At 38.8% G+C, this 8868-nt stretch carries 5 protein-coding genes; 4 read left to right on the top strand and 1 reads right to left on the bottom strand.

Annotated elements, in window-relative coordinates; all coding sequences use genetic code 11:
* Positions 1 to 289 (bottom strand): response regulator (locus JWP71_RS17360; RefSeq protein ID WP_366143537.1); only part of this gene is annotated, 289 nt, incomplete at its 3' end.
* 346 nt (positions 290 to 635) lie between these two features.
* On the opposite strand from JWP71_RS17360, the gene JWP71_RS13560 reads away from it, so the two are divergent.
* The 4 genes from JWP71_RS13560 to JWP71_RS13545 all read left to right on the top strand — a co-directional run bounded on the left by JWP71_RS13560 (position 636) and on the right by JWP71_RS13545 (position 8862).
* A complete protein-coding gene (locus tag JWP71_RS13560) occupies positions 636 to 2492 on the top strand; it encodes a 7TM diverse intracellular signaling domain-containing protein (RefSeq protein WP_299500927.1) in 1857 nt (618 codons plus the stop codon).
* Between the two features lie 311 nt (positions 2493 to 2803).
* Positions 2804 to 5854: a TonB-dependent receptor gene (locus JWP71_RS13555; protein ID WP_299500925.1), complete on the top strand. Its 3051-nt coding sequence runs from the start codon at positions 2804 to 2806 to the stop codon at positions 5852 to 5854.
* Between the two features lie 22 nt (positions 5855 to 5876).
* Entirely contained in the window at positions 5877 to 7352 is a 1476-nt protein-coding gene (locus JWP71_RS13550; RefSeq protein ID WP_299500923.1) for a RagB/SusD family nutrient uptake outer membrane protein, read from the top strand.
* A gap of 91 nt (positions 7353 to 7443) precedes the next feature.
* Positions 7444 to 8862 (top strand): glycoside hydrolase family 30 beta sandwich domain-containing protein, encoded by a 1419-nt coding sequence (locus JWP71_RS13545; protein WP_299500921.1) that lies wholly within the window; start codon positions 7444 to 7446, stop codon positions 8860 to 8862.
* The last annotated feature ends 6 nt before the right edge of the window (positions 8863 to 8868 follow it).

The following is an 8868-nucleotide window of genomic DNA, read 5'->3' as shown; positions in this document are numbered from 1 at the left end:
CTGCCTCACAAAGATTGGTTACAGGATCTATTGGATTGGTCATTGATGTTAAAATAACCGGAATAAGCTTTGTTTGTGTCTTCGCCTTGATCATAAGGCATATGGCATGGCCGCTTACGTTTGGAAGCCATTCATCAACGATAAAACAATCAGCATGCATAAAGACCAGTTCTGCCATCGAGGGAAACCTGGTAAAACCTGTTACGACGTAACCTGCTTGCTCCAGGTAACATCTCATGATCTCTAAGACGTCTTCATCATTCTCAATAATGACAATATGGTTTCGCACAATAGCTGCTTGATAAAGTAAAAGATTATATGATAAAAAACGATTTTACACTTTAAATGAGAATGCAATTCTCATTTAAAGTGTAATTGAATAGTTATACGGTGCAGCGTGATTTTTTGTTGCAATAATTCGTAACAATCTAGTTCTCTATAGATCAACAGTTCTGAATTGTTTGGATGTTATTAATTAAAATAGCTAATATTGACCCCTGTTATGGTGTAGTTAAATTCAAGAGACTATAATAAGAGAGGTGGATTATTTGTTGCCATTATTATCTTCACATTATAAGGAAACAATTAAAAAGGTTGCAAGGCTATTATTTGCAAATCTTATTTTTTTGACTTTTTTGTTATCCGTATTAAATGTACAGGCTCAGCAAAAAGTTACAATCGATGATCAGGTAAATCAGCATATTTTTTCATATGCTGAAATTGAATGCCTGGAGGACCCTAAAGGATTACTTCAATTTGCTCAGGTTTTATCACCACAGGTATCATCCCGGTTTAAACCAAGCTGGTCAAGTACTCCTCAGAACTATAATCGGACTTCTGTATATTGGTATAAGATTAGCATCAAACATCCGCTAAAAACTCAAAATAACTGGATACTTGAATTCTTCGACCAGACAATTGATGATATAACTGCATACCTGCCCGCTCAAGACGGTCAGTATAAAACCGAAAAATTCGGGGCTTTTCATAGGTTTAACGACAGGCGATACCACCATAAAAACTTTGAGATTAATCTGAATATTTATCCCGATAAGGAGTATACTTATTATTTCAGAATAAAGTCGCATCAAACGGCAGATATTATTATTGTACTGCGTTCAGTCAACTGGTTTATTCAATATGCTTTAAATGAATACCTGCTTTTTGGCGTATTCTATGGAATGATATTGGTTTTTGCCTTTTATAACCTTTTGATGTTTGTGGCGGTAAGACAAAGGCAGTATTTGTATTATATATTATATAATGTTAGTGTAGGGTTTTATGAACTTTGTAATGACGGGATAGGTTATCAGTATATATGGCCAAACTCCCCTGCCTGGAATGAATATGCTTATGGGGTTGCCCTTTGTTGCGTGAGTGTATTTGCTTTAATGTTTACAGATAAATTGTTATTTGTAAGAGTAAAAGCACCCCGGTTACATAAGTTAATAAACATAGTTATAGGCGCAAGAATCGTTTTTTTGTTTGTCTGTTTTTTCGCCAACAAGCAGTGGTTTAACTATAAATTTTTAGAATTCATACCATTATGCATTGCTTTTTATACAGGTATCTATGTTTTCATTAGGGGATACCGGCCAGCCCGGTTTTTTGTATTAGGCTATAGCTTTCTATTCGCAGGGTTTGTGCTAAAATTATTGATTACTATTGGTCAGCTGAATTTAGGTGCAATCACTTATTATAGTCTTAGCATCTGTTTTATTTTAGAGATGGTCTTTCTTGCCTTGGCATTAAGTGATAAGGTAAGAATTTTAAAAAGAGAAAAAGATAAAGCACAGCGCGAAATCATCAAACAGTTAAAAGCCACCCAAAGGCTTAAAGAGTCTGTCAATATTAGGTTGGAAGAGCAAGTGCAGGAAAGAACGCATGAGGTATTGGAGAAGGTCAGCATCATAGAAAAGCAAAATGAAGACCTCAACCGTGTTAATGAGATTTTGCAACAGCAGGCCGCAGATATATTAAGGATGAACCTTTTATTGGAAAAGGATAATCAGGAACTGCAAACCGGTTTTCAACGAGTTACCCGCGATCGGATCATGTCTGCCGGAGTGGATTTTGAAGAATTCAGCACAATTTATCCGGATGCAGATAGCTGCTACAGATTTTTGGCAAACCTTAAATGGACTAATGGATATAAATGCCATAAATGCAGCAATACGCATTCCTTTAACGGTCATATGCCTCATAGCAGGCGGTGCAGTAAATGCAGCTATGAAGAGTCGGTTACCGCTTATACTATATTTCATAATACACGTATTCCAATAACAAAAGCTTTTTATATGATATTCCTGGTTTATTCAAGTAACGGAAAAATATCGTCCCACAAGCTATCTGAAATATTAACCATACGCCAGAGTACCTGCTGGGCATATAGTAATCGGATAAAAAAACTATTGTCGAGCCGTAAAAAAGCCATTAAAAATGACCCTCACGAAGGCTGGAGTAAATTAGTGCTTGAAATTCATGAAGAATAAGTCCCTTATTCATCAATTTTAAAAACTTTAAACTGCTCTTTTTCAAGCTCTACCGAAAGGTAATTATCCGTATCATAATTTGTCGGTACCCGGTTTATTTTCTCCTGTTTTTAGCTAATAATCAACGTGTTAAAATGCAATAAGTCAGGGTGCTGAACCGTATCATTTTGTTTGTAACTGTTTAAATATCAATTATTTATGACAAAAAAATGTTGATTTTTTTTTTCTTTTTAATGATTAATGCATCTAATTTTACACCATCAATTAATATGCCATGGGCATAAACCAAATTTTAAATCATAAAAAGATCTATGAAAAAAAAACTGACTTTATTTGTAGTCATCCTGTTAACGAGTTGTGCATTTGCCTTGGCGCAAACAAGCGCTGTTACCGGCATTGTCAAGGATGACCAGGGGGTAACTTTACCCGGAGTAACTATCACCGAAAAGGGCACAACTAATGCTGTTGTAACGGATGTAAATGGAAAATATTCTATCAAAGTTCCAGGTACCGGAACATTAGTATATTCATATATCGGTTATGATAACCAGGAGCAACCCGTTAATAACCGGACAGAGATCAATGTAACGTTGGTTACTACTAACAAGCAACTGAATGAGGTCGTGGTTGTTGGCTACGGTTCTCAAAGGAAAAAGGATATTACATCGGCAATATCAACAGTAAGCACAAAAGATGTAAGCGCAAGGCCAATAGTTAACACATCAGAAGTGCTTGATGGTAAGGCCGCCGGTGTTCAGGTGTTTAACGCATCGGGTGCGCCGGGCGGTGGTAACTTTAGCGTAAGAATACGCGGAGCATCATCACCGAATGGTTCCGAACCTATTTATGTTATTGATGGAGTGGTTGTACCCAATACTTCAAGTATTGATCCCAATAACATTGAGTCTATTAGTGTTTTGAAAGATGCATCAGCTGCAGGAATTTACGGCTCATTAGGCGCCACAAATGGTGTGGTACTGATTACTAGCAAAAAGGGTGTTAAGGGCCAAACCAAAGTTGAAGTAAACATGTACACCGGTAAACAGCAAATAGTTAAAAAATTAGATATGCTGAATGCCCAACAGTACAAGGACCTGATGACTGATGAATATACTAATGCAGGACAGCCCGTGCCGGCATATCCATCTAATTTTACTGCGAATAACAACTGGCAGAATTTGACCTACCGCAGCGCTAACCAAAGCGGAGTAAATGTGGGTTTATCCGGTGGTACTGATAAAGGTACCTTTTATCTGGGTTTGGGTGATTTAAACCAGGATGGAATTATAAACGGGACGAATTTTAAACGTTATTCCATCAATTTAAGCCTGGAGCAAAAAATGAAAAGTTGGTTAACAGTAGGAACCAACATCGCTTATAACAGACAGGACGGGCGTACGGTAAATGATAATAGCTCTGCCAATCATGGCGGTGCCGTGCTGGGTGCTTTATACACCCCTCCAATTGTGCCGATATATGCTCCAAATGGCTTGTATCAAAACAATGTTGATAATTCATCAAATCCATTGGATGATATTTATGCTAATGAAAATCATTATATAGCAAATAATTTATTAGGCAATGTACATGCTGAAATTACTCTGCCATTTAATATCAAATACCGTTCACAACTGGGCATTTCGTTAAACAACTACAATAACGATGCATTCACCAATCCCCTGTTGGATCAGGGAGCCAGTCAGGTTAACGGTATAGGCAGCAGTAGTGCTAATGAAACATTCCGTTATACCTGGGATAATACATTAACGTATTCAACAGTAATCAATAAAGTACATAGTATTACTGCTGTAATAGGAACATCTGCCATTGAAGAAAAATATACCAGCAGCTATTTGTATGGTACGGGTTTCCCTGCTGGGATAACCACATTAAATGCTGCAAGTGCCAATAAATCAATCTCGACTTATAAAACTGATTGGACAACAAGCTCTTATTTTGGACGTGTTAATTATAGCTACAATGATAAATACCTGTTAACGGCATCATTAAGGGCTGATGGTTCTTCAAGGGCTGGTATCAATAACCAATGGGGGTACTTCCCGGCGGTATCAGGCGCATGGCGTGTTTCAAATGAGGATTTCCTGAAAAATAATAATTTCATAAACGATCTTAAATTAAGAGCAGGTTATGGACAGGTGGGAAATTTGCCACAAACGCTTTATAACAGTTATAGCACATTGAATCCGGCGGCTTATTTATTCGGCGGCAATAGTGCATCCGGTTATAATCCTACAAACCCGGCTGGTAATCCTAACTTAAAATGGGAATCAACAAAGGGCGTAAACGTAGGGTTTGATCTCTCCGTTTTACATGACAGGCTATCATTAAGTGCAGATTTTTACAGCAAAAAAACAACTGATTTTATTTTTCCTGTTGTGATTTCAAGTGCTGAAGGCGGTGCTGCAAATCTTAAGAATACAAATTTGCCGGGATATGTATTAAATCGAGGTTTTGAGTTTTCAGTAACCGGAAGAATAATAGCCCAATCTGACTTTTCATGGACAGCCACATTGAATGCATCATTCAATAAAAATCAGGTTAACGGCATGCCACGAATATTAGATGCCAATGGAAATAGTGTTGATCAAACTTTTCCTTTCGGCGGTATAGCATTTGGCGGCAGTGGTAATGCAACCAACCTGTCAATTGTAAAAAATGGTCTTCCTTTAGGCGCATTTTATGGTTATCAGTTTGCCGGCGTAGATCCGGCTAATGGTAATGCATTATATAGAACCGCAAACGGTGGGACGACAGCCAACCCAACATCAGCTGACGAAGCTTACCTGGGCAGCGGTTTACCAAAGGCAGTATATGGTTTTTCAAACACGATTACTTACAAAAATTTAAGCCTGGACTTCTTATTCGATGCGGTAACGGGTAACAAAGTATTTGATGCTACCAGAGTGGAAACGGAAGGTATGTATATATCGGGTAATGCAAGCACGGCAGTATTAAACCGCTGGAGAAAACCCGGAGATATTACCAATGTTCCGGCTGCAGTTTATGGCGGTACCAACAGTGCCGGGGCTTCTACAATATTACCCTCATCTCGCTTTATTGAGAATGGCGATTTTGTAAGGCTTAAATCTTTATCCTTAAGCTACACCATCAAAAATAGCACCCTTGATAAACAAGGGATAAAAGTTCGTTTATTCGCAACAGCGCAAAACCTGTTTACTATTACCAAATACAAAGGTTATTATCCTGAAGTAAACTCGTTTAGCGGAAGTTCACAAAATGGTGGTACCCTTGGCGCGCCGAGCTCAACAGCTGTTGGCATTGATTATGGCACGTATCCGCAAACAAAAACGTATACGGCCGGCTTGAATGTATCATTTTAATACCATCCTAAATTTTAAGAAAATGAATAAATATCATAAAATATCAACAATTGCGATGTGTATCACAATTGGCTTTATATCTGCCTGTAAAAAGGACTTTTTAAATAAGCAACCTATATCCCAGGGCACAGCAGGTAACTATTATAAAACAGCAAGTGATGCTGAAGGCGGGTTAGTAGGAGCGTACCAGCAAGCCTTTTTAAATGACCAGTATTGGGTATGGGATTATACAACTAATGGCGACGCAAGGGCTGACAATTGCTACGCAGGCGGTGATAACCCTGATAATTTTGGCGTTGATAACTTTAGCCTGACAGCAACTAATGGAAATGCCACCCGTGACTGGCAGGGGTTGTACCAGGATATCTATGCGTCAAATATCGTTTTGGATTATGTGCCAAAAATTCCTGCCACTCAATTTACGGGCAACAGGCAAAATGAAATTCTTGGAGAAGTTAAATTTATAAGAGCATTATCCTACTTTCAGTTGGTTACAACTTATGGCGATGTTCCTTTGGTTTTGTCAACCATCAATACCCCTTCCAAGCCGTCCAGAACAGCAGCAACTGCTGTTTATACCCAAATTGAAAAAGATCTGACCGACGCCGAATCTGCGCTGCCGGTTTCGTTCCCGAACGTGGGCCATGCTACCAAAGGTGCTGCACAGGCTTTATTAGCTAAAGTGTACGCCCAGGAAGGTAAATATCAGCAATGTTTAGACTATTGTAACAAAGTAACCGGCAGCGGACAATACTCGCTGGTACCTAATTTTGCTACCTTGTTTGATGGAACTAAAAACACCACCGAGTCGATATTTGAAATACAACACTCGGCAGCAAGCGGCTTTACCACCTATAATGTATCGTTATATCTTCCTGCTCAATTTGGTACCTATTCATTTAAGAAATTCAATCTTCCAACAAATGACCTGATTAACCTTTACAGATCTCAAAACGATAACATACGTTTAAATTCTTCAGTTTATTTGGCTACGGTAGCTGCAGATGGTTTGGCAGCAGGTGACCCCATCCCGCCTCCATATACAACAAGTTCGGTTACTGTACCTTTCTTGTATAAATGGAAAACCAATATATCGCAATTTGGCGGTGGCACAGATAATACCATACTGTTACGTTTGGCGGATATTATCTTGTTGAAAGCTGAAGCATTAAACCAGTTAGGACAAACACCGGCTGCAATTCCTTTGGTAAATCAAATCAGGGCGCGGGTTCAGCTGGCTCCTACAACTGCAATTTCTCAAACTGATGTTGCATTAGCTATATTAAATGAGAGAAGAATGGAATTAGCTTTTGAGGGCAATCGCTGGAATGATTTGTTGAGATATGGCAAACCATATACTATCAGTTTGATGAATAGCCAGGTTGATCCCACGGGAAAACCGCTAAACTATAATGTATCGCAAAATAAATTAATATTTCCTGTTCCGTTTAACGAGATACAGTTAGATGGGAATTTAACTCAAAACCCAGGGTATTAATTAACTAATTTAAAAGCCGCAATTGATCAGTTGCGGCTTTTTTGTTATTCATTTATACTACTGATTACGCTGACTCTTTATTTAAATAAAAATGCATAACTACAAGTATCTCTTTATTGGTTTAATAATTGTATTGGGTTTACGATCACTTAGCGCTGACGGTCAAAAAATGAAGTCGGGCGAAACCAAACCCCAGCTATGGCTCACTGATCCTGACCACGCAGTGCTTTTTAAGTTGCAAAATCAAAGCTTTAGGCAGATAAATACACTTAAAAGTATCCCAACAATAACCATCGGCAAATCAACAACCTATCAACAAATGGATGGCTTTGGATTTGCTTTAACTGGTGGCAGCGCCATGCTTATTAATAAAATGAGTGCCGCCAAACAGGCTGATTTATTAAAAGAGTTATTTGGCGCTGACAAAAACAGTATTGGCGTCAGTTATTTAAGAATCAGTTTAGGTGCATCTGACCTTGACGATCATGTGTTTTCATACGATGACCTGCAGGCAGGTGAGACGGATGCGGACCTTAAAAAATTCAGTTTGGCTAATGATAAAAATGCATTAATCCCCGTATTGAAAAAGGTACTGCTTATCAATCCGCATGTTAAGCTACTGGCATCGCCATGGAGCGCGCCGGCATGGATGAAAACAAATGATAGTACCGGTGGTGGCCATTTAAAAACGGAATACTACCATACTTATTCCCAGTATTTAATAAAATACATAAAAGGAATGGCAGCTAATGGTATTGCTATTGATGCGATTACGATCCAAAATGAGCCGCTCAATCCAAAAAATAACCCAAGTATGGTGATGGAAGCGTCGGAACAAGACAATTTTATCAAAAACAACCTTGGACCTGATTTTAAAGCAGCTAACATCAAAACCAAGATCATACTTTATGATCATAACGCTGACAGGCCCGATTATCCAATTACAATTCTCAATGATCCTGCGGCTAAAAAATACGTTGACGGTTCAGCATTTCATTTATACGGCGGCAAAATAGAGGCATTGTCAGAAGTCCATAATGCGCATCCGGATAAAAACCTGTATTTTACGGAGGAGTGGGTTGGTGCCCCCGGGGATCTGAACAAAGACATGCGCTTCCATATGAAAGATTTGATTATTGGCGCGCCAAGAAATTGGAGCCGGAACGTTATTGAATGGAATTTAGCAGCAGACCAAAATCAGGAGCCTCATACCCCTGGCGGGTGTGATCGCTGCCTGGGAGCTATTACCATCAATGGCGATAAGGTTACCAGGAATTCAGCTTATTACATCATAGCGCATGCCTCTAAATTTGTCAGGCCAGGCTCCAAACGCACAGCGTCAAATTATCTCGATGAATTACCAAACGTTGCCTTTTTAACACCGGCAGGAAAAATTGTTCTGATCGTCTATAATGATTCAAGTGATACGCAAACCTTTAATATTAAATTGGATAACAAGCAGGTATCTTCCGTTTTAAATTCAGGGGCTACAGGTACTTATGTGTTTTGATTTTCA

The organism is Mucilaginibacter sp., from assembly GCF_028287845.1.
Classification (GTDB): domain Bacteria; phylum Bacteroidota; class Bacteroidia; order Sphingobacteriales; family Sphingobacteriaceae; genus Mucilaginibacter.
This window is presented reverse-complemented; position numbering and strand designations above follow the sequence as displayed.